At 71.8% G+C, this 18,597-nt stretch carries 18 protein-coding genes and 1 pseudogene; 8 read left to right on the forward strand and 11 right to left on the reverse strand.

Annotated features, from left to right (window positions below; genetic code table 11):
- Window positions 1-163 precede the first annotated feature (163 nt).
- Window positions 164-1,180 (forward strand): DUF5937 family protein, encoded by a 1,017-nt coding sequence (locus ABZX40_RS36965; protein WP_355748977.1) that lies wholly within the window; start codon window positions 164-166, stop codon window positions 1,178-1,180.
- Between the two features lie 107 nt (window positions 1,181-1,287).
- Window positions 1,288-2,316, forward strand: coding sequence for a glycoside hydrolase family 6 protein (locus tag ABZX40_RS36970; RefSeq protein WP_355748980.1), 1,029 nt, complete (start codon window positions 1,288-1,290; stop codon window positions 2,314-2,316).
- Between the two features lie 101 nt (window positions 2,317-2,417).
- Here ABZX40_RS36970 and ABZX40_RS36975 read toward each other — a convergent pair whose 3' ends face one another.
- The 9 genes and pseudogenes from ABZX40_RS36975 to ABZX40_RS37015 form a co-directional block, all read right to left on the reverse strand.
- A complete protein-coding gene (locus ABZX40_RS36975; protein WP_355748983.1) occupies window positions 2,418-4,352 on the reverse strand; it encodes a kelch motif-containing protein in 1,935 nt (644 codons plus the stop codon).
- Window positions 4,353-4,355: 3 nt separating this feature from the next.
- Window positions 4,356-6,122, reverse strand: a complete 1,767-nt coding sequence (locus tag ABZX40_RS36980; protein WP_355749022.1) for a cellulose synthase catalytic subunit — start codon at window positions 6,120-6,122, stop codon at window positions 4,356-4,358.
- 269 nt (window positions 6,123-6,391) lie between these two features.
- Window positions 6,392-7,018: a TetR/AcrR family transcriptional regulator gene (locus tag ABZX40_RS36985; protein ID WP_355749025.1), complete on the reverse strand. Its 627-nt coding sequence runs from the start codon at window positions 7,016-7,018 to the stop codon at window positions 6,392-6,394.
- 59 nt (window positions 7,019-7,077) lie between these two features.
- On the reverse strand, window positions 7,078-7,788 hold the full coding sequence (locus ABZX40_RS36990; RefSeq protein ID WP_355748986.1) for a DUF4166 domain-containing protein: 711 nt from the start codon (window positions 7,786-7,788) through the stop codon (window positions 7,078-7,080).
- Complete coding sequence (locus ABZX40_RS36995; protein ID WP_355748989.1) at window positions 7,785-8,543, reverse strand: hypothetical protein; 759 nt, start codon at window positions 8,541-8,543, stop codon at window positions 7,785-7,787. Before ABZX40_RS36995 ends, ABZX40_RS36990 begins: the two co-directional genes overlap by 4 nt.
- Before the next feature lie 178 nt (window positions 8,544-8,721).
- Window positions 8,722-9,021 (reverse strand): MTH1187 family thiamine-binding protein, encoded by a 300-nt coding sequence (locus tag ABZX40_RS37000; RefSeq protein ID WP_355748992.1) that lies wholly within the window; start codon window positions 9,019-9,021, stop codon window positions 8,722-8,724.
- The gene (locus ABZX40_RS37005) at window positions 9,018-9,362 is read right to left on the reverse strand and encodes a DUF3817 domain-containing protein (RefSeq protein WP_355748995.1); all 345 of its coding nucleotides are present in this window, start codon (window positions 9,360-9,362) and stop codon (window positions 9,018-9,020) included. The genes ABZX40_RS37000 and ABZX40_RS37005 overlap by 4 nt, the downstream gene beginning before the upstream one ends.
- A gap of 333 nt (window positions 9,363-9,695) precedes the next feature.
- Window positions 9,696-10,592 (reverse strand): endo alpha-1,4 polygalactosaminidase, encoded by an 897-nt coding sequence (locus tag ABZX40_RS37010; protein WP_355748998.1) that lies wholly within the window; start codon window positions 10,590-10,592, stop codon window positions 9,696-9,698.
- A gap of 215 nt (window positions 10,593-10,807) precedes the next feature.
- Window positions 10,808-11,779, reverse strand: a pseudogene (locus ABZX40_RS37015) (alpha/beta hydrolase).
- A gap of 255 nt (window positions 11,780-12,034) precedes the next feature.
- Between ABZX40_RS37015 and ABZX40_RS37020 the strand changes: the two are divergent.
- The 5 genes from ABZX40_RS37020 to ABZX40_RS37040 all read left to right on the forward strand — a co-directional run bounded on the left by ABZX40_RS37020 (window position 12,035) and on the right by ABZX40_RS37040 (window position 15,204).
- Complete coding sequence (locus tag ABZX40_RS37020) at window positions 12,035-12,448, forward strand: MarR family transcriptional regulator (RefSeq protein WP_355748999.1); 414 nt, start codon at window positions 12,035-12,037, stop codon at window positions 12,446-12,448.
- 89 nt (window positions 12,449-12,537) lie between these two features.
- Window positions 12,538-13,170 (forward strand): AIM24 family protein, encoded by a 633-nt coding sequence (locus tag ABZX40_RS37025; RefSeq protein WP_355749002.1) that lies wholly within the window; start codon window positions 12,538-12,540, stop codon window positions 13,168-13,170.
- Window positions 13,170-13,820: an AIM24 family protein gene (locus ABZX40_RS37030; RefSeq protein ID WP_355749005.1), complete on the forward strand. Its 651-nt coding sequence runs from the start codon at window positions 13,170-13,172 to the stop codon at window positions 13,818-13,820. Before ABZX40_RS37025 ends, ABZX40_RS37030 begins: the two co-directional genes overlap by 1 nt.
- A gap of 62 nt (window positions 13,821-13,882) precedes the next feature.
- Entirely contained in the window at window positions 13,883-14,635 is a 753-nt protein-coding gene (locus tag ABZX40_RS37035) for an AIM24 family protein (protein ID WP_355749028.1), read from the forward strand.
- A 92-nt stretch (window positions 14,636-14,727) separates the two neighbouring features.
- Entirely contained in the window at window positions 14,728-15,204 is a 477-nt protein-coding gene (locus ABZX40_RS37040) for a MarR family transcriptional regulator (RefSeq protein WP_355749008.1), read from the forward strand.
- 101 nt (window positions 15,205-15,305) lie between these two features.
- On the opposite strand, the gene ABZX40_RS37045 is transcribed toward ABZX40_RS37040, so the two are convergent.
- On the reverse strand, window positions 15,306-16,829 hold the full coding sequence (locus ABZX40_RS37045) for a HAMP domain-containing sensor histidine kinase (RefSeq protein ID WP_355749011.1): 1,524 nt from the start codon (window positions 16,827-16,829) through the stop codon (window positions 15,306-15,308).
- Window positions 16,826-17,518 carry a response regulator transcription factor gene (locus ABZX40_RS37050; protein WP_355749013.1) on the reverse strand — a complete coding sequence of 231 codons (693 nt, stop codon included), beginning with the start codon at window positions 17,516-17,518 and terminating at the stop codon, window positions 16,826-16,828. Before ABZX40_RS37050 ends, ABZX40_RS37045 begins: the two co-directional genes overlap by 4 nt.
- 134 nt (window positions 17,519-17,652) lie before the next feature.
- Here ABZX40_RS37050 and ABZX40_RS37055 point away from each other — a divergent pair, with 134 nt between their 5' ends.
- On the forward strand, window positions 17,653-18,423 hold the full coding sequence (locus tag ABZX40_RS37055) for a PepSY domain-containing protein (protein WP_355749016.1): 771 nt from the start codon (window positions 17,653-17,655) through the stop codon (window positions 18,421-18,423).
- Window positions 18,424-18,597 lie beyond the last annotated feature (174 nt).

Below are 18,597 nucleotides of genomic sequence, written 5' to 3' on the forward strand. Positions count from 1 at the left end.
CCACTGCCGAATGTTCGGGCCGCTGCTGGCTGTCCTGGCCACTGCTGAGTGTTCCGGGCGCCGTCTGGCGTTCCGGCCGCCGCTGCCCGCTCCGGCCGCCGCCGGGCGTCCGGCCGCCGTCGAATCGCTCGGACGAGGAGTAGGAGTAGGAGTACATGTCGCCGTGCCCTATCACCTGTGGCTCACCGACGAGGATCTGCTCCGCTGCCGGTTCGCCCTCTCGCCGCTCTGGGAGACCCAGGAGGCCGTGCGGACGCTGGGGCGGCCCGACCGGCACGGCTATCACGTGCCCTGGCTGCGCCGCGCCCGCCGGGCCGCCGAAGACCTGGACCTCGCCCCCTTCCGGCTGCTGATGCCCCGCCGCGGGCACAGCCCCGACTTTCTGGGCCCGCCCCCGATCGGGCCCGCGGCCACCTTCGACGAGGAGATCGCCAGGGTGCGCGGCGCCGACCCCGAAGCCGCCCGCGCCGATCTGGCCATGGCCCTCGCCGACACCCCGGGCGCCCTGCGCTCCCCACAGGGCCGGGCGCTGCTGGCCGATCCCGCCCGGACGATCCAGCACCTCGCTGATCTGCTGGAAGCCGCCTGGCAGGTGCTGATCGCCCCCGACTGGCCCCGGCTGCGCGCCCTGCTGGAGGCGGACGTGGCGTTCCACTCCCGTCGGCTCGCCTCGGTCGGCCTGGGCGCCCTGCTGCCGGAACTGGACCGCCGTATCTCCCTCTCCGGGCGGCTGCTGACCGTTGCGGGCAAGCCCGATCACGGGCGGGATCTGGACGGCGGCGGGCTGGTGCTGATGCCGAGCGTGTTCTCCTGGCCGGATGTGGTGAGCGGTTTCGAGCCACCGTGGCAGCCGACCCTCGTCTATCCGGCTCGGGGGCTCGCCGGGCTGTGGGCCGTGCCGGGCGACCGCACCCCGGACTCCCTCGCCGCCCTCGGGCGGCTGCTGGGGCGGGGCCGCGCCGCCGTGCTCGCCGCGCTGGACGAACCGGCCACCACCAGCGCGCTGGCCCACCGCCTCGGGCTCGCCCCGTCCTCCGTCTCGGCCCATCTCACCACCCTGCGCGCCTCCGGGCTGCTCCTCTCCCGCCGGTACGGGCACCAGGTGCACTACGAGCGGACCCCGCTGGGCAGCGCGCTGCTCGCCGAGAGCGGGGCCGCGGCCGGCGCCGAGGACGGCTGACCCGTTCGGAGTGACTCTCGGTGCGGGGCTCCATGTCATACCGGTCATATTTGATCCGTTATGTAAGTGTTGTTGACGTTTCGTCATTTCTCGCTTCAGGGAGCCGTATGTCCCGGCCGATCCAGCCCCTCGTGGCGTTCGCGTCGCTCGCGGTGTCCGGGCTAGTCGCGGTGTCCGGGCTCGTCGCGGGGTGCGGAGCCGCGCCCGAGGCCGGTGAGGCGTCCGTCGCCGGGCCCGCCTCACGGCCGGCGCGGGCCGCAGCCTCCCCGTTCTGGGTCGACCCGGACAGCCCGGCCGCGCGGCAGATCCGGACCTGGCGGCAGCAGGGCCGGGACGCCGACGCCGAGGCGCTGCGGCGGATCGCCGAGCAGCCCGCCGCGCTCTGGCCGGCCGGTGAGACCGACCCGGGCCCGCAGATCGCCGCCGCGGCCGACGCCGCCCGCCGGGCGGACCGCACCCTGCTGCTGGCGGCGTACAACATCCCGCACCGCGACTGCGGTCAGCACTCCGCGGGCGGCGCCACCGACGCGGACGCCTACCGGGACTGGATCGAGCGGTTCGCCGCGGCGATCGGGGACACCAAGGCGCTGGTCGTGCTGGAGCCGGACGCCATCGCGCATGTCATCTCGGGCTGCACCCCCGTCGAGCTGGAACCGGAGCGGGAGCTGCTGCTGCGCGAGGCCGTCACCCGGCTGAAGCGGCAGCCGCACACCCGGGTGTACCTCGACGCGGGCAACCCGGCCTGGATCAAGGAGCCCTGGAAGCTGGTGGAGCCGCTGAAGCGGGCCGGGGTGGCGGACGCGGACGGGTTCGCGCTCAATGTCGCCAACTTCCAGACGGACGCGGTGGCGACCGCCTACGGCCAGGAGCTGTCGAAGGCGCTGGGCGGGCGGCACTTCGTCATCGACACCAGCCGCAACGGCACGGGGCCGCTCGACGGGGCCTGGTGCAATCCGCCGGGCCGGTCGCTGGGCACCCGGCCCACGGACGGCACCGGGGTGCGCGGTCTCGACGCCTATCTGTGGATCAAGCGGCCCGGCGAGTCGGACGGCTCCTGCGAGGGCGGTCCGCAGGCCGGGCGCTGGTGGCCGGAGTACGCCCTGGAGCTGGCGCGGGGCGCGGGCTCCAGGACGTAGGCCGCATCCAGCCGGCGGACAGCTGGCGCTCTCCTTCCCCACGCGGGCTCCAGGACATGAGCCACATCCGGCCGGGCGGACGAGACGGGTGGCCGGGCCGTCTACTTCCCCACCTGGATCCACTTCGCCTCCGACGGGGTGCCGTCGGCGTCGGTGACGAAGAGCATGTACCAGCCGGGCGGGACGAGGGCCCGGTCGTCGGGGACGGTGACCGTCACCCGGTCGCCCTTCTTGGTGACCTCGACATCGATCGAGCGCTGCTCGACATCGGTGGAGTGGGTGACGGCGCTGGGGCGCATCAGCCGGGCCCGCGCGATCCGGTCGGGGTGGCCGGTCCGGTAGGTGACCGTGCCGTCGGCGGCGGGCCGGGACGGGCCGTCCGCCAGGACCGGGCGGGCGGCGCCGTTGCGGTGCAGGGCGGGCGGGGTGAAGACCTCCATCCGCTGCTCGAAGTGACCGAGCTTGGTGTTCTGCTGGTCGTCGAAGAGGGGATCGGAGCCGAAGGTGGCGACCCGGCCGTCGGGCAGCAGCAGCCCCTCGGAGTGGTAGTTGCGGCCGACCTCGGGCGCGGCGGCCTCCCGGAAGGTGTTGGCCTTCGGATCGTAGAACTGGGCCTTCAGGATGTTGCTGGCGCTGCGGCCCCGGTAGTCGGAGGAGCCGTTGGAGGTGAAGACGGTGTCGTCCGGCATGATCACGCTGTTCAGATAGCGCGTCCCCTGCGGGAGTTCCGGGCCGTTCTCGAAGACCGGGTTGTCGGCCTTGAGGTCGATGACGGCGGTGCGCCCGGTGGCCCTGGAGGACTCGCCGACGCCTCCGCCGCCCAGGATCATCACCTTCTGGTCCTGCGCGGGCGGCAGCAGCAGGGAGGCGGCCGTCTCGGTCTGGTCGGCGTCCTTCAGTCCGGGCACCGGGGTGAAGGTGTTCTTCTCCAGGTCCCAGATGCCGGGCTCGCGCCCCTGGTCGGCGGGCCCGTACCCGGCGTTGGCCGCCGAGTAGAAGAGCTTGCCGCCCCGGGTGAGGAAGAGCGCGGGGTAGGTCGGGAAGTACTGCTGGGGACCCGGCGTCCACTTCTTCGTCGCCGGATCGTAGATCTCGTTGTCCCCGGGGTCGATCATGCCGACGTCGTCCAGCCCGGAGACCGCGAGGATCCGCCCGTCGTCCAGGCCGACCAGGGTCGGGTACCAGCGGGCCTTGTCCATCGGGTCGACCGGGACGTACTTCTCGGCGACCGGGTCGAACTCATAGGCCGCGCGGATGCCCTGGAAGTCCTGTTTGTCGAGGCTGATCCGCTCGCTGAGGCCATAGGTGTTGGCGGCGTCCTCGCCCTTCAGGCCGACGACCTCGTACTGCGTCTGCTTCTCGGTGATGGAGAGCGGGCCGGACTCGACGGCCTCCACGAAGACCCGGGCCTCGCTGGCGGTGACGGTCACCCCGCGCTCGCCGCCGGTGGTCTTCTTCGCGCGGGGCACGGTGACGTCGAAGCGGGTGGTGTACTCGACCCCGGCCGGTGAGCGGAACCGGGTGCCCTTGCGGAGGAAGACGGCCTTGTCCGGGTTCTCGTTCTTGACCCGCATACCGCCGCCGGCCCGTTCGACCTCGCCGTCGAGGAGTTCGTAGCGGGCGGTGCCCCCGGCCACCAGGAGCCGTCCGTCGGGGAGCTGGGCGTGGCCCGCGCAGAAGAAGTCCTCGGGGGTCGACACCTTCCGGAAGACATTGGTCCTCGGGTCCCACAGCACGGTGTCGAAGGACCCCTGGTCGAATTTGCGCTGCTCATTGCCCGACCCGGCCACGATCAGCACCTTGCCGGTGTGCAGCAGGGCGGCGTGGATGGCGTTGGTGCGGAACTCCTCCGGGATGGATATCTGGTCCCAGGATCCGTATCTGGCCAGATACTCCGGCCGGGAGATCTTGTAGTCGTGGTACTTCTCACCGGCGAAGTCGAGGGCGGCGGGGGCGTTCAGACCGAGCAGCAGGGCGACCCCGCCGATGCCGAGCACGGTCTTCTTCGTCCTGGGCGAGGGCTGGTAGGCGGGCATGGCCTAGTCACCTCCGGTCGTGGTGGTGCGGACGGCGGCGAGGGCGGGTTCGCAGGGCTCGGGGACATGGTCCAGCAGGGCCGCCGACTGGCGTTCACGGCGCTCGCCCAGCAGTCCGGCGGCCCAGACGGCGACCGGGGCCAGCGAGATGAGCAGGGCGAGGACCGTCCAGGTGCGCATGGCGGCATGGGTGTGGCCGAGAACCACCGACGCGGCCAGGGAGGTGGCGAGCAGCAGCGCCCAGCCGAGGTGGATCCGGAAGGTGGCCGGTCGGTCGGGGCTGGCACCGGCGCCCTTGGGGGTGACCACGAACCGGCTCGGGCGCCGGGTCAGCGCCTCGCCGAACGACTTCAGATAGATGGGCGCGGACAGCGCCGACATCGCCATCCCGGCCAGCCCGCCGGAGCCGCGCGGCTCGTGCGGGGAGACATTGTGGCGCCGGTTCCACAGATACAGGCCGATCTGGAGGGCGGCGGCATCGCTGTAGAGCATCAGCCAGACCGAGGCGGTGACCTGGGTGCCGGACGCCCCGAACCACAGGAACAGCACACAGCTCAGAATCCCCAGCAGCCAGTTCACGGCCGTCATCGGGTAGTAGACGAGCATCAGCGAGTACGAGAACAGCCGCCCGGGGGGCATGCTGAACGGGGCCCTCCAGTACTGGGTGAACAGCGTCTCGTACGTCCCGCGCGACCAGCGCAGCTGCTGGGTGAAGAAGTCGGTCCAGGACGCCGGTCCCTCCCCCACGGCCAGCACGTCCGGGGTGTAGACCGACCGCCAGTGGTGCCCGGTACGGGGATTGCGCCGCCGGTGCAGCTCGAACCCGGTGGCCATGTCCTCGGTGATGGAGTCGTACAGCCCGCCGATCTGGCGGACGGCGGCGATCCGGACGACGTTGTTGGTGCCGACGAACATGGGGGCCCGGTAGCGGTTTCCGGCCCGCTGGATCAGCGCGTGGAAGAGGAACTGCTGCGACTCGGCGGCCTTGGTGACGGGGTGGTGGTAATTCCCGTAGACCTGCGGTCCGACGACGAAGGCGATGTCCGGGTCCCGGAAGTAGCCCATCATCCGCTCCAGGAAGTTCGGGAGCGGGACATGGTCGGTGTCGACGGAGGCGAAGAAGTCGTAAGCGTCGCCGTGCCGGGCGATCCAGGCGTTGTAGTTGCCGTGTTTGGTGCGGGCCTTGTGGACGCCGGAGGCGCGGTTCCACTCGGGGACGCCGTGCCGGGTGAAGTGGTGGACGCCGAGTTCCGCGCAGAGGGCCCTGGCCTGCGGGTCGTCGCCCTCGTCGAGGAGCCAGAGGTCGAGCGGGCCGGGGTGGGTGATCCGGGTGGCGCCTTCGAGGGTGGCGCGGACCATGGCGAGGGGCTCTTTGCCGGGGACGTACGTCGTCAGGAAGGCGACGCGGGTGCCGGGCTCGGGGCGGACCGGCAGGGGATCGCGGGCGACCATGGTGGCGTGGGCCACGGAGGCCACGTTGACGACCATGAACAGCCCGATCAGGCCGATGGATATGAGCATGGTGGCATCGAGCCAGACCAGCCACCGCTCACCGCCCTCGCGCTCCACCCAGTGACTGGGCCAGACGAGGTAGACCAGCAGAACGCCGGTGAGGATCGGCGCGAGGGCCATCAGCAGGACCGCGCGTATTCGGTGCGGCTCACGCGCGAGCAGCGAGGTGTATTCCACCTGATACGCGTGGCCGGACGGCTCGGTGAGCGGCCCGGCGAGTCGGCTGTGGGTGTCGTAGTCGTAGCCCTCGGGCCGCACAGCGCCCTCCCTGAAGTGAAGATCGAACGAGTCGATATCCACACAGAAGTGCACGGAGGGGGGCATGTCGAACGGAGTGCGTCCAGGTGGGGGACCCTTTCAAGCGACGCCGACCGGCACGCCCCCAAGGGGCGCTGGGGGTGCCCCCTCCGGGGGAGGAACTGCGCGACCAGCCCACCACGCACCCGCACCCGCACCCACACCCGCCCACCACTCACCCGCACCCGCACCCCAACCGCACCACCCCCTCCCCCCCGTCGCGCCCCCCGTCACCGTCCGGAGGACCGCCGCAACCGATGCCGCACAGCCCGCTGCGCCACCGGCCCCAGATCCTCCAACGCGCCCACCAGCAACCCCAGTTGCTCCAGCGCGGCCATCGCCGCGCCCGCCCCCTCCCCGTCGACCCCCTCGTACAGCTCGATCCCGACGAAGGACGCCGCCACCGCCCGCGCCAGCCCCGCCGGATCCACGAACTCCCCGAACGGCGTAGCCCCGAGCACCCGTGCGAGGACCGCCTCGATCTCCACGATCCACAGCTCCAGCCCGGCCGCGGTGGCGGGGCCGAGCATCGCGTGGGTCTGGGCCCCGGCGAGCAGCTGCCCGAGCCGGGTCACATGCCCGGCGGCCCGTTCGTGCTCATGGATCTCCCGGCCGAGCGCGAGCAGCTCGCTCAGCGAGCCGACCGCGGCGAACCGCTCCCGGTACCGGGCGACCGAGCCCTCCGCCCCGTACCGGCAGGCCGCCGCGAGCAGTTCGTCCACCGACCCGAAGTGGTAGAAGACCAGCGCCTGATTGACCCCGGCCGCCGCGGCGATGCTGCGGGCCGAGGTCTTGGCGATGCCCTGCTCGGTGAGGGTGCGCAGGGCACCCTCCAGCAGCTTGGTCTTGGTCTCCAGTGACTTCCGGGTCTCCGCGGATGCGGGTTTCGCGGATGCGGGTTTCGCGGTCTCGGGACTCACGCGCGGGCCTCCTCGCGCACCGGCCGCAGCCCGGGACGGACACCATGGCGGCGGACGTCGGTGTAGGCGGCGGTGAAGCTGCCCTCGTAGCCGAAGACCGGTCCGAAACGCCGGTTGACCACCCGCACCCGGATCCGGAACCGCCCGGTGCGATCGTCGAACGACTCCCGCACCTCGGCGTCGGCGCCGATCAGCGCGGGCACCCGGACATCCACCGGGCCCTCCCGGAAGCGGTGGACGCCGGACCGGATCAGCAGCGAGCCATCGGGTTCGGCGTGCAGGCGCAGGTCGGTGGCGAGGTGCTGATGGGTGCCGAGATAGTCGAGGACGCGGTCGCCGCGCGGATCCAGCACCATCTGGGCGTCGAAGCGGCGGGGGCGGCCGGGCAGGTCGAAAGTGCGCACGAAGGTCACCGTCTCACGGCCGTGGGAGTCGGTGTAGGGCACGTTCTCGATGGTGAAGGGGATCTGGCGGCCCTCGCGCGGGACCAGGATGTTGCGGGTGGCGCCGAGCGCGAGGAACGGCAGGACGACGGCCCCGCCGTGCCAGATCCGGTCCATGACCCCGCGCCCGGTACAGGCTTCGCCGCTGTCCAGCCCGACCGAGAAGCGGCGCCGCAGCTCCGGATGGAGACGGTCGAACCCGGCGCCCATGGCGGTACGGAAGATCGAGGCGGGGCCGGTGGCCGGGGTGCCCGGGGCGGTCATGGGGTCTCCAGCGTGCGCAGCAGCCGGGGCGCGCGCACCTGGGTCGGCGGGACGCGCAGACAGCGCCGGGCGGCGGGGGTGCCGGCCCGGGGCGGCAGGAACAGCGCCAGGCATACGGCGGTCAGCAGCAGCACCGGCAGCAGATACGCCAGCGGCGCGGCGAACGGCCCGAACAGCCGCAGCAACGGCTCCAGCCCCAGCCCGGTCACCGCGCACGCGACGACCACGACCCGTACGGCGATCTCCGCGAGCCAGTTCAGCAGCGCCCGCTCGGGGGTGATCCCGCGCTCCAGCCAGAGCCGCAGCCGGTCGAAGGACCAGGCCGTGGCCCAGCCCATCAGCGGCCGGAACACACACCGGTCGGCGAGCGCGCCGGGGCGGCCCCAGCGGGGGCGGTAGTCGTAGCCGGTGAGGAAGCGCACACCGTCGCCGTCTGGCACGTAACGCCAGTAACCGCTGCCCTCGGCGAGCAGGGAGAGGGGGTGCGGGGAGGAGAAGCGCAGGGCGGAGGTGCGGGTGCCGTCGGGGCGCTGCTTCTCCCCGGCCGAGACCCCGGTCCCCGCGACGGTGAGGAAGGGCAGGAGGCGGGTGGCGTACCGGAAGCGCTGTGGTTCGCCGTCGGCGCGCGGGAGGTACTCGATCTCCGTGAAGCGCAGGTCCCAGCGCTGATGCCGGGCGGGTTCCTGGGTGGCCGACCAGAGGGTGTCGAGGTCGGCTCGGACGCGGGTCTCTATGTAGAGCGTGGTGGGCTTCATGGCCCGTCCCCCCACTTCTGCGATTTGAGCGAGTGCTCAAAGCCTGTGGTGGCGACGGTAGCGGAGTTTGAGCGAATGCTCAATCAGCAGATACGAGAAAACCCCGGCCCTGGGGGCCGGGGTTTCTGGATTTCGGGCGGGTCAGTGCTCCTGGGCAGGCCAGTCGGAGCGGGGCGGGTCAGTCGGTGCCGGACAGATGCCGCTCCACCGTCTCCACCTTCGAGGTCAGCCCATCGGTCACGCCGGGCCGGATGTCCGCCTTGAGGACCAGGGAGACACGGGGCGCGCGCTCCTCGACGACGGCAACGGCCCGCTTGACGACGTCCATGACCTCGTCCCACTCCCCCTCGATCGACGTGAACATGGCGTCGGTACGGTTCGGCAGCCCCGACTCGCGCACCACGCGGACGGCGTCGGCGACGTACTCCCCCACGTCCTCGCCGACCCCCAGGGGCGTCACGGAGAAGGCGACGATCACGCGCTCACGACCCCTTCCTTACGGGCGCGCGAGGCGATCACCGCGTCCTCGGCCTCCCGCTTCAGCATCCGCTCGGCGAAGAAGCCGCCGACGGGGAGGATGGAGAGGACGAAATAGAGGGCGGCCCGGCCGATCGGCCACTTGGTCCGGTTCCAGGCGTCGGCCCAGAAGATCACGTACAGGATGAACAGGACGCCGTGGACAGGACCCATCACGGGCACGGCGTCGAAGTCGGTCGTCCGCCGCAGCACCGAGCAGAGCAGCAGCACGAGGAACGAGATGGCCTCGGGGGCCGAGACCAGGCGGAGGCGGCGCAGCGCGCCGGCGGTCTTGATGTCCACGGGTCACCTTCGTCATGTCGGGGTATCCGGCGGCGGCCCCCTACGGACCGACGCCTTTGTGAACGGAAGCACAAACGTTCACCATTGTGGCAGGCGAGCGGGGGCGGGTTGGACGGGGGTGGGGTTCCGCTGGGGAGGGGGGTGGGATCTCTCGGTGTTGGGGCCGGGGTTCCGCTCGGCGGCGGAGGTCACGGGGGGGCACGTCGGCGGCAAAGGCCGCGGCGGTACGTCGGCGCCGGAAGCCACGGAGGCACGTCGGCGCCGGAGGCACGGCGACACGGAGGCCACGACGGCCACGACGGCCACGACGGCCACGACGGCCACGACGGTACGTCAGCACGTCCGGCGTTCATGGCCGGAGGCCCCCGCCGGGGTCACGTCCACGTCCCGGAAGACCACCGAGAGCCGGTCGCCCCAGTCGCGGCAGGCGGTGGCGAGGCCGGCCGGCTCGTACTCGATGTCGAAGACCCGGTCGTCGTAGGCGCTCGCGTAGGAGCCGCACTCGTCGTACTGGCCGCACTCCTCGGCCACCGCGAAGTCGAAGCCGAGGGCGCGGCCCCGGGGCGCCAGTTCGGCCGCGTTCTTCTGGCCGATGGCGAGCCCGGCGGCATGGGCGCGCTCGACCAGCAGTTCGGCGAAGGCGAGATCGTCGGCGGCGGTGAGCAGCCCCTCGGAGCGGAGGTGGGAGTCGAGGTTGTCGGCCTCCACGGCCTGGAAACCGGCGGTGGCGCAGCCGTCGATCCACTCCCCCACGATCTCGGCGAGGCGTTCGCGCTTGGCGGCGGTGGAGAGGTCGAGGAGGGCCTCGTCCCAGTCCTGGTCGATGACGAGTTCGCCCTCGCCGCCCGGGGCCGGGGTGCGCAGCAGGAGGTCGGGGTGGTGCTCCTGCCACCAGCCGGTGGCGTCGGGCTGGGCCTGGAAGGCGTTGACGTAGCAGAGGTTGTAGAGGCCGGGGGCGGGCTTCGCGGACCGGTCGCGGGAGACCGAGCGGACGCCCTCGGGGGGCGGGTAGGCGCCGCCGATCTGGTAGTCGAAGGGCATCCCGGGGGTGGGGAGCGCGATCTCACCGGAGGGGGAGGGGGAGGAAGCGGAGCCGGAGGGCGGGGAGTCGCCGTCTGTCGGGTCGGGGCCGTCGCCGCCGGAGCCGGAGCAGCCGCTCAGGGCGAGTGCCCCGCACAGTGCCAGCATCGTCAGCGCGCGGGGGAGGCCAGGACGGGGACGGTGCGGCATCGGGCGGGGCTCCTGTCGGGGCGGGGGTCACAGGACCGAACGGCACCGCTCATGATGCCGGGGGCCGCAACCGCCGTGCCGCGCGGGTGGGCACAGCACCGGTACCGCACATCCCGCCCCGCGCGCGGGTACCCCACCCCTGCCGAACCCGTCGCCGAGCCCGTCACTCGGTCCATCGCCGAGCCCATCCCTCGGTCCCCCGCCGAGCCCGTCGCTCAGTCCGTCCCGAGCGCCGCCCGCAGCACCCCCACCGCCTGGCTGATCGCCGCCTGCGCGGCATGGGTCTCCCGCAGGGCGTTCAGCATCACGAAGTCATGGATGATCCCCTGGTAGCGCACCGCCGTCACCGGCACCCCGGCCTCCCGGAGCCGGGCCGCGTACGCCTCCCCCTCGTCCCGCAGGACATCCGCCTCACCGGTGACGACCAGGGCCGGGGGCAGCCCGGCGAGTTGGTCGAGGGTGGCGCGGAGCGGCGACGCCGTGATCTCGGCGCGCTGCTTCTCGTCGGTCGTGTACTGGTCCCAGAACCACCGCATGCCGTCCCGCCGCAGGAAGTACCCCTCGGCGAACCGCTCATAGGACGGCGTGTCGAAGCGGGCGTCGGTCACCGGATAGAAGAGCACCTGCTGGACGAGGTCCAGTCCACCGCGTTCCTTGGCCATCAGGGTGAGCGCGGCGGCCATGTTGCCGCCGACGGAGTCCCCGGCGACGGCGATCCGGGCGGGGTCGAGACCCTTCGCCGCGCCGTCGGTGACGACCCACCGGGCGACCGTCCAGTTCTGCTCGATGGCGACCGGGTAACGGGCCTCAGGGGAACGGTCGTACTCGGGGAAGACAACGGCGGCACCGGCACCAACGGCCAGTTCCCGCACAAGCCGGTCATGAGTGTGGGCATTCCCGAAGACCCACCCGGCCCCATGGATGTAGACGATGACGGGCAGCGGCCCGGCGGCGCCCTTCGGCCTGACGATCCGGACCGGGACGCTCCCGGTGGGACCACCGGAGACCGTGACTCACTCCTCGTCCACCTCCGGCTTGGCGATGTCACCCGACTGGATCTCGTCGACCGCCTTGCGGCCGTCCGCCGGAGGACGCTGGAAGAGGAACGGCGGGGCGCCGGTGGCCTCGGCCAACGCCTTCGCGGCGGGCTCCAGCACGACCGGGCGGGGCGCGGTGGTGTCGGTCATGACGACCTCCTCGGGTCCGTGCCGTGGGCGGGACCGTCTGTCCTTCGCCCTGCGGGGCGGCACCTCTCAAACGTAGCGCACGATTAAATCGCGCGCAACTTATTGGGGCGCGATAAAATCGAGAGCGACTGAAAAGTCCCAGAGTGAGCCGGAGCCCCCCGGAACCGATCGAACGGACCGGCACCCACGCACGCCCCCGTACGCACCCCGCACCCGTGACAAGGAACCCACGACAAGGAACCCGAGGAGGAAGCCATGACCAGCGAGCAGCAAACCGCCCGGTACCGCCCGCTGCTGGAGGTCCTCGGGCTGACGTATCCGCAGTACCTGACGATGCTCGTCCTGTGGGAGCGGGACCCGGTGTCGGTGCGGGACCTGGGGGCCGCGCTCCAATTGGAGTCGAGCACCCTCTCCCCGCTGCTGAAGCGACTGGAGGCGAACGGTCTGGTGCGCCGGGAGCGCCGCGCGGACGACGAGCGCTCGGTGGAGATCAGTCTCACACCGGCGGGCGCCCGGCTGCGCGAGCGGGCCGGGACGGTCCCGTCGGCCATGGGCGACGCGATGGCCCTGACCCCGGAACAGGACGCGACGGCGAAGCAGTTGCTGCGGCTGCTCACGGCGCATGTGAGCCGGGAGGCGGAGACGCCGGGGCGGCCGGACGGGCGGTAGGGGACCCTAGGGGATGGTTTCAGGGTCGTTCTCCACCCCTGGGCCCTGTTCGCCGGGGCTCCGCTGGGCGTACCTTCCCCTGCGTGGCGATGTTTCGACTTCAAGGCAGCAAGGTGCTGGCCGTCGAGATGACCGGGGACGCCGTGAAGGCGAAGAACGGTTCGATGGTCGCGTACGACGGCCAGATGGCCTTCAAGAAGCTCAGCGGCGGTGGTGAGGGCATCCGGGGAATGGTCACCCGGCGGCTCACCGGTGAGCAGATGACCATGATGGAGGTGCGCGGCCAGGGCAGCTGCTGGTTCGCGGACCGGGCCTCCGAGATCAACCTGGTGAGCCTCCGGGGCGAGACGCTGTACGTGGAGTCCAGCAATCTGCTGGCGACGGACGGCGGTCTGCGCACGGGCACGCAGTTCACCGGCCTGCGCGGCGCGACCCAGGGCAACGGCCTGTTCACGACGACGGTCGAGGGCCACGGCATGGCGGCGATCATGTCGGACGGCCCGGCGGTGCTGCTCCGGGTGAGCCCGCAGTACCCGCTGACGGTCGACCCGGGCGCCTATGTGGCGCACCAGGGGAATCTGCGGCAGTCCTTCCAGTCCGGGGTGACGTTCCGGACACTGCTCGGCGAGGGCGGCGGCGAGGCGTTCCAGATCCGCTTCGAGGGCGAGGGCGTGGTCTACGTCCAGCCCAGCGAGCGGAACACGATCGCGGGGGATGTGTGATGGGCTTCCGGGAGATCAACTCCAAGATGGTCGAGGCGACGGTCGCGCCCGGTCAGCGGCTGTTCAGCCAGCGCGGCGCGATGCTCGCGTACCGGGGCGAGGTGAGCTTCACACCGAACACCGCGGGCGGGCAGGGCGGCGTGATGTCGATGATCGGCCGCCGGGTGGCGAACGAGGACACCCCGCTGATGACGGTGGAGGGCAGCGGCACGGTCCTGTTCGGGCACGGCGGGCATCACATCCAGGTGATCCAGCTCTCCGGGGACACCCTGTGCGTGGAGGCGGACCGGCTGCTCGCCTTCGAGGGCACGCTCCAGCAGGGCACGCTGTTCCTGGGCTCGCAGGGCGGGGTGATAGGCATGGTGCGCGGCCAGATCAGCGGCCAGGGCCTGTTCACCACGACCCTGAAGGGCCATGGCGCGGTCGCCGTGATGGCGCACGGCGGGGTGTTCGAGATCCCGATCACCCCCCAGCGCCCGGTCCATGTCGACCCCCAGGCGTACGTCGCCCACCACGGGGATGTTCGCAACAAGCTGTCCACCGCCCTCGGCTGGCGGGACATGGTGGGCCGCGGCTCCGGCGAGGGGTTCCAGCTGGAGCTGAGCGGCAGCGGCGCGGTGTATGTGCAGGCATCGGAGGAGAAGCTGTGAGCGCCTATCCAGGAGCGGGAGCCGGGCCCGGGGCCGGAGCGGGCCCTGTCGTGCACGACCCGATGAGCCTGCCGTCCGACGACAACGTCAACGCGTACACCTTCTGCGTGGAGCTCAAGGGCTCCCAGTGGTTTCTGCAGAAGGGGAAGATGATCTCGTACTACGGCTCGATCGAGTTCAACGGGATAGGGCACGGCCGGCTCGACCGGCTGGTCCGGACCTCGTTCCATTCGCCTCTGCACGCGGCGGACTGGGTGGTGGCGGAGGGGAACGGCAAGATGCTCCTCGCCGACCGGGCCTTCGATGTGAACTCCTTCGATCTGGAGCAGGGCAACCTGACCATTCGCTCCGGCAATCTGCTCGCTTTTCAGCCAACTCTCGCGCTGAAGCAGTCGATCGTGCCGGGCTTTCTGACCCTCATCGGAACCGGAAAGTTCGTGGCCGCCTCGAACGGCCCGGTGGTCTTCATGGAACCCCCGATCCGGGTCGACCCCCAGGCCCTGGTCGGCTGGGCCGACTGCCCGTCCCCCTGCCATCACTACGACCATGGCTATATGACGGGCCTGATGGGCGGCCTACGTGCGATGACGGGCCTGGGCGGGGCCTCCGGGGAGGAGCACCAGTTCGAGTTCGTGGGTGCCGGAACGGTACTGCTCCAGTCGTCCGAGACGCTGATGGCCGAGCAGACCACCGGGACGGTCCCGCACCAGGCGGGGGTGCCCGGCGGCGGGGCACCCGGAGGGCATGCACCGCAAGGCGGCACACCGCGCCTTCCCGGACAGCTGGGAGACCTCCAGCGTCGCTTCGGGCTGTGAGCGGTAGTCTGCGGAGTGTGACATCGAACGCGTGCGCACCGTCACACCGCCCTCACTAGTTCGCTTTTCAACTTTTTAGGTAGACTTCATTCATGGAGACCGAGACGGCCACGCGCTGGCTGACCGATGCGGAGCAGTGTGCCTGGCGCACCCATCTGGAGGTCAACAAGCTGTTGGCGTACCAGTTGGAAAGGGACCTACAGCCGTTCGGCCTGACGATGAACGACTACGAGATCCTGGTGAATCTCTCGGAGTCCGAGGAGCTGCGGATGCGGATGAGCGATCTGGCCTCCGCCACGCTCCAGTCCAAGAGCCGCCTCTCGCATCAGATCACGCGGATGGAGAACGCCCAGCTGGTGCGGCGGGAGCACTGCGAGTCCGACCGCCGGGGCCTGTACGCGGTCCTCACCGAGCACGGTCTGGACACCATGCGGAAGGTCGCGCCGCACCATGTGTCGTCGGTCCGCAAGCACTTCATGGATCTGCTCACCCCCGAATCGCTGACCGAGCTGGAGAAGTCCCTCAAGCCGATCGCGGAGCATCTGCGGGGGCAGCGCGGTCGCCCCTGAGGACGGGACCGGGCCGACGGCCGGGCGAGCCGGCGAGCGGCCCACCCCCGCCCCCACGCCCACCCCCACCCTCCGCCTCCCGCCCCCAGCCCCCGCCCCCGTCACCCGGCGAGCGGCAGCCGGAGCGTGAACAGGGCGCCGCCCGCCGGCCCCGCCCCCACCGTGAGCGTCCCGCCATGGCGGACGGCGACATCGCGGGCGATGGCGAGCCCCAGCCCGGCGCCGCCGTCGTCCCGGCTGCGGGCGTCGTCGAGCCGGACGAACCGCTCGAAGATCCGCTCCCGGTCGGCCTCCGGCACCCCGTCCCCGTCGTCGGCGACCTCCACCACGGCCCGGTCACCGACCCGGCGGACGGAGACGGTCACCTCGCTGCGGGCGTGCCTGCGCCCGTTGTCCAGCAGATTGCCCAGAACCCGTTCCAGCTGCCCCCGGGACCCGGCCACCTCCACCGGCCCGCCCTCCACCGGCCCGCCCTCCACCAGTCCTCCCCCCACCGGCCCTCGCTCCGGCTCCTCCCCCGGCCCCCCGGCCGTCACCCGCACGCCCTCCCGCCCCGCCGCGGCCTCCCTGACCAGCGCGGTCAGTTCGACCCGCCCGTCGAGCGGCTTCTCCCCCGCGTCCATCCGGGCGAGCAGCAGCAGATCGGCGGCCAGATGCTGGAGCCGTACGGTGTCCTGCACCGCGCCCGGGACGTCCAGCAGTTCGGGATGGGCCTCGCCCACCTCCAGCTGGGTGCGGAGCGAGGCGATCGGGCTGCGCAGCTCGTGCGAGGCATCGGCGACGAACCGGCGCTGACGCTCCACCGAGGCTTCCAGCGCGGCCAGCGTCTCATTGGTGGTGGAGGCCAGCCGGGCGATCTCGTCATGGGTGTCCGGCTCCGGCACCCGCCGGGTCAGATCCTCCGAGGCGGTGATCTCCGCCATCTCCCGCCGGATCCCCTCGACCGGCCGCAGCGCCCGCCGGGTCACCAGCCAGGTCACCCCGCCGACGATCCCCAGCAGCAGCGGGAAGCCGATCAGCATCACCTTGAGCGCGGTGTCCACGGCGTTCTGCTCGGCGGCCAGCGGGGCGCCCGCGAACACCGTGAAGGTGCCCTGGCCGGGCACGGCGACCTCGACCTCGGCGAACCGGTAGTCCCCGGACTGCCCGTCGATGGTCGCCGAGCCGTTGGTCAGCGGCGCGGCGTCGCTGATCTCACCGGGCCCGAGGACGCCGCTGCCGCCACCGTCGTCGTCCCCGGAGTCGTCGCCCGATTCATCGTCGTCATCGTCGTCGCCGGTCGGGGACGGGGCCGGGGCGGGCTCGGGACGGGGCTGCACCTGGTCGGTGGCCGTCCCGCTGATCCGCTCCAGCCCCTCGCTCGCCGCGACCAGGGTGCCGTCCTCGGCCAGCACCTGGGTGGGGGTGCCCTCGTCGTCCAGCCGCAGTTCCCGGTAGGGCAGTCCGCCCGACAGATCGGCGGCGACCTCGCGCGCCGCGCGCTCGGCCTCGGTGCCCGCCTGGTTGGTCAGATTCGCGTACAGGGAGAAGAGGACGGCGGCCCCGGCGGCGGCCAGCGCCACCGCGACCACCAGGGTGGCACCGAGCGTGGCCCGCGCCCGTACGGAGGCGAACAGGCGGCTCACCTCGGCACCTCCAGCCGGTACCCGGCGCCGCGGACGGTCCGGATCAGCCGCGCGCCCAGCTTCCGCCGCAGCGCGCTGACATACACCTCGACGATGTTCGGATCGCCCTCGTAGGCGAAGTCCCAGACATGCTCCAGGATCTCCGCCTTGGACACGACCTCGCCCCGCCGCAGCACGAGCTGCTCCAGCACGGCGAACTCCTTGGCGGTCAGCGCGACCTCCTCACCACCGTCCGCACCCTCCCGACCGTCCCCCCGTACGACGCGCCGCGCCCCGGTGTCGATGGTGAGATCCCCGACGACATGCACGGACGAGACCCCCTTGGCCTGCCCCCGCCGCCGCAGCAGCGCCCGAACCCGCGCGACGAGCACGACATACGAGAACGGCTTGGTCAGATAGTCATCCGCCCCGGTGTCGAGCCCCTCCGCCTCGTCGTACTCCCCGTCCTTCGCGGTCAGCATCAGGATCGGCACGTCATGACCGGCGGCCCGCAGGGTGGCGCACACCCGGTAGCCGTTCATCCCGGGCAGCATGATGTCCAGCACGATCAGGTCGTACGGGGTCTCCGTGGCCCGGTGCAGGCCCTCCAGCCCGTCGTGGACCACGTCCACCGCGTACCCCTCCGCCGTCAGGCCCTTGGCCAGGGACAGCGCGAGGCGTTTCTCGTCCTCCACGATCAGCAGCCGCATGCGTACCAGGGTCCCAAACAGAAGCTGAAGTGATCTTCAGGTGCCTTCAGCGTGCCTTCAGGTGGCTCCGGGCACCTTGGTGGACGTCGAAAGGCGACGGAACGGACCGGCGCCCTTTACGGGGAGGAACACCCATGAAGCGCAACATCATCATCGCCGCGATCACCGCGACGGCCGTCATCGGCGGCGGCACGACCCTGGCGTTCGCAGCCGGCGGAGACGGCTCCACCTCACCGTCCCCCTCGTCGTCGACATCGGCGGCATCCACGGTGACCCTGCCGCCGTCCGACGACGACCGCGAGAACGACGACCGCCGGGGCGCGAAGATCACGGCGGCGCAGGCGATCGAGACCGCGCTGAAGGAGCGCCCCGGCACGGCGGTCTCGGCGGACCTGGACACGGAGGACGACGACCGCGACGACGACGCCGATGACGACGCCGATGACGACGACAAGGGCGACGACGACGGTCCGGCCGGCCTGAGCTGGGAGATCGGCATCCTCGGCACCGGCGACACGTCCTACACGGTGTACGTCGACCCGGCGACGGGCCGGATCCTGGACACCCGCGACGGCTCGGACGACGACGACTCCGACGAGGAGCGCGCGGCCCTGCGGGGCGTCGAGGTGAGCGCGCTGGAGGCGGCGAACGCCGCCGCCGCGAAGGGTTTCGTCACCTCCGTCGACCTGGACGACGACGCTGACGACCGCGCCCTGAACTGGGACATCGAGGTGTCGAACGCCTCCAACGGCACGGAGTCCGACTGGACCGTGGACACAAAGTCGGGCACGGTGACGGCGGACCGGGACGACGCCGGGTCGGATGACGCCGGGTCGGATGACGCCGGGGACGACGACGGGCGCGACGATGACCGGAATGGCGACGACGACCGGAGCGAGGGCTGAGGGAACGGGTGAAGTGGTGGGGCGGTGGGGGGCGGGCCGGATAGGGCCCGCCCCCCACCGCCCCACCCCCCCCCCCCCCCCACCCCAACCCCCCCCAAACCACCCCCCCCCCCCGGGGGGTTGGGGGGGGAAAATGGCGCAGTACCCCGGCCCCCCCCCCGGGACCCGGCCGGC

The organism is Streptomyces sp. NPDC004610, from assembly GCF_040609715.1.
Classification (GTDB): Bacteria; Actinomycetota; Actinomycetes; order Streptomycetales; family Streptomycetaceae; genus Streptomyces.

Bases quoted from the DNA above. Each gene is read 5' to 3' on its own strand.
- ABZX40_RS36970 (WP_355748980.1), top strand. From the start codon at position 1,288: ATGTCCCGGCCGATCCAGCCCCTCGTGGCGTTCGCGTCGCTCGCGGTG.
- ABZX40_RS36975 (WP_355748983.1), bottom strand. From the start codon at position 4,352: ATGCCCGCCTACCAGCCCTCGCCCAGGACGAAGAAGACCGTGCTCGGC.
- ABZX40_RS36990 (WP_355748986.1), bottom strand. From the start codon at position 7,788: ATGACCGCCCCGGGCACCCCGGCCACCGGCCCCGCCTCGATCTTCCGT.
- ABZX40_RS36995 (WP_355748989.1), bottom strand. From the start codon at position 8,543: ATGAAGCCCACCACGCTCTACATAGAGACCCGCGTCCGAGCCGACCTC.
- ABZX40_RS37010 (WP_355748998.1), bottom strand. From the start codon at position 10,592: ATGCCGCACCGTCCCCGTCCTGGCCTCCCCCGCGCGCTGACGATGCTG.
- ABZX40_RS37020 (WP_355748999.1), top strand. From the start codon at position 12,035: ATGACCAGCGAGCAGCAAACCGCCCGGTACCGCCCGCTGCTGGAGGTC.
- ABZX40_RS37025 (WP_355749002.1), top strand. From the start codon at position 12,538: ATGTTTCGACTTCAAGGCAGCAAGGTGCTGGCCGTCGAGATGACCGGG.
- ABZX40_RS37030 (WP_355749005.1), top strand. From the start codon at position 13,170: ATGGGCTTCCGGGAGATCAACTCCAAGATGGTCGAGGCGACGGTCGCG.
- ABZX40_RS37035 (WP_355749028.1), top strand. From the start codon at position 13,883: ATGAGCCTGCCGTCCGACGACAACGTCAACGCGTACACCTTCTGCGTG.
- ABZX40_RS37040 (WP_355749008.1), top strand. From the start codon at position 14,728: ATGGAGACCGAGACGGCCACGCGCTGGCTGACCGATGCGGAGCAGTGT.
- ABZX40_RS37050 (WP_355749013.1), bottom strand. From the start codon at position 17,518: ATGCGGCTGCTGATCGTGGAGGACGAGAAACGCCTCGCGCTGTCCCTG.
- ABZX40_RS37055 (WP_355749016.1), top strand. From the start codon at position 17,653: ATGAAGCGCAACATCATCATCGCCGCGATCACCGCGACGGCCGTCATC.